At 57.6% G+C, this 847-nt stretch carries 1 rRNA gene; it reads left to right on the forward strand.

Annotated elements, in window-relative coordinates:
- Positions 1-196 precede the first annotated feature (196 nt).
- Positions 197-847: ribosomal RNA gene (locus AOM46_RS34485) — 23S ribosomal RNA — on the forward strand; the annotation flags it as partial.

The raw sequence follows: 847 nt of genomic DNA on the forward strand, positions 1-847 counted from the left end.
CGCTGTTGTGGGTGTGGAACGTGGGTTGGTGAGGGGGAGGGTGTCGGGCACGTTGTTGGGTGTCTGAGGGCACGGCCGCTGTCATGGCGGGACGTTGTCTTCGGTATTCCAGTACCAGGACGGCCCCTCTTGCGGGGGGTTTGTTTTGGTGGACTGGTTGTTGGTTGAGAATTGCACAGTGGACGCGAGCATCTGTGGCCAAGTTATTAAGGGCGCACGGTGGATGCCTTGGCACCAGGAACCGATGAAGGACGTGGGAGGCCACGATAGGCCCCGGGGAGCTGTCAACCGAGCTGTGATCCGGGGGTGTCCGAATGGGGAAACCCGGCAGTCGTTATGGGCTGTCACCTACCGCTGAATGTATAGGCGGTGTGGAGGGAACGCGGGGAAGTGAAACATCTCAGTACCCGCAGGAAGAGAAAACAACAGTGATTCCGGGAGTAGTGGTGAGCGAAACCGGATGAGGCTAAACCGTTTGTGTGTGATACCCGGCAGGGGTTGCGCAGGCGGGGTTGTGGGAGCGTGCTTGATCGTTCTGCCGGACGGTCGGAGAGTAAGAAACCATTGTGGTAGTCGAAGGGCATGCGAAAGGCCTGGCGTAGAGGGTAAGACCCCCGTAGACGAAATCATGGTGGCTCTCTTGTGTGTTTCCCAAGTAGCACAGGGCCCGAGAAATCTTGTGTGAATCTGGCGGGACCACCCGTTAAGCCTAAATATTCCCTGGTGACCGATAGTGGATAGTACCGTGAGGGAATGGTGAAAAGTACCGCGGGAGCGGAGTGAAATAGTACCTGAAACCGTGTGCCTACAAGCCGTGGGAGCGTCGCACAGCAGGCTTGCTTGTTGT

Origin of the sequence: Streptomyces sp. NBRC 109706, from assembly GCF_000974485.1 — a bacterium.
GTDB lineage: Bacteria > Actinomycetota > Actinomycetes > Streptomycetales > Streptomycetaceae > Streptomyces.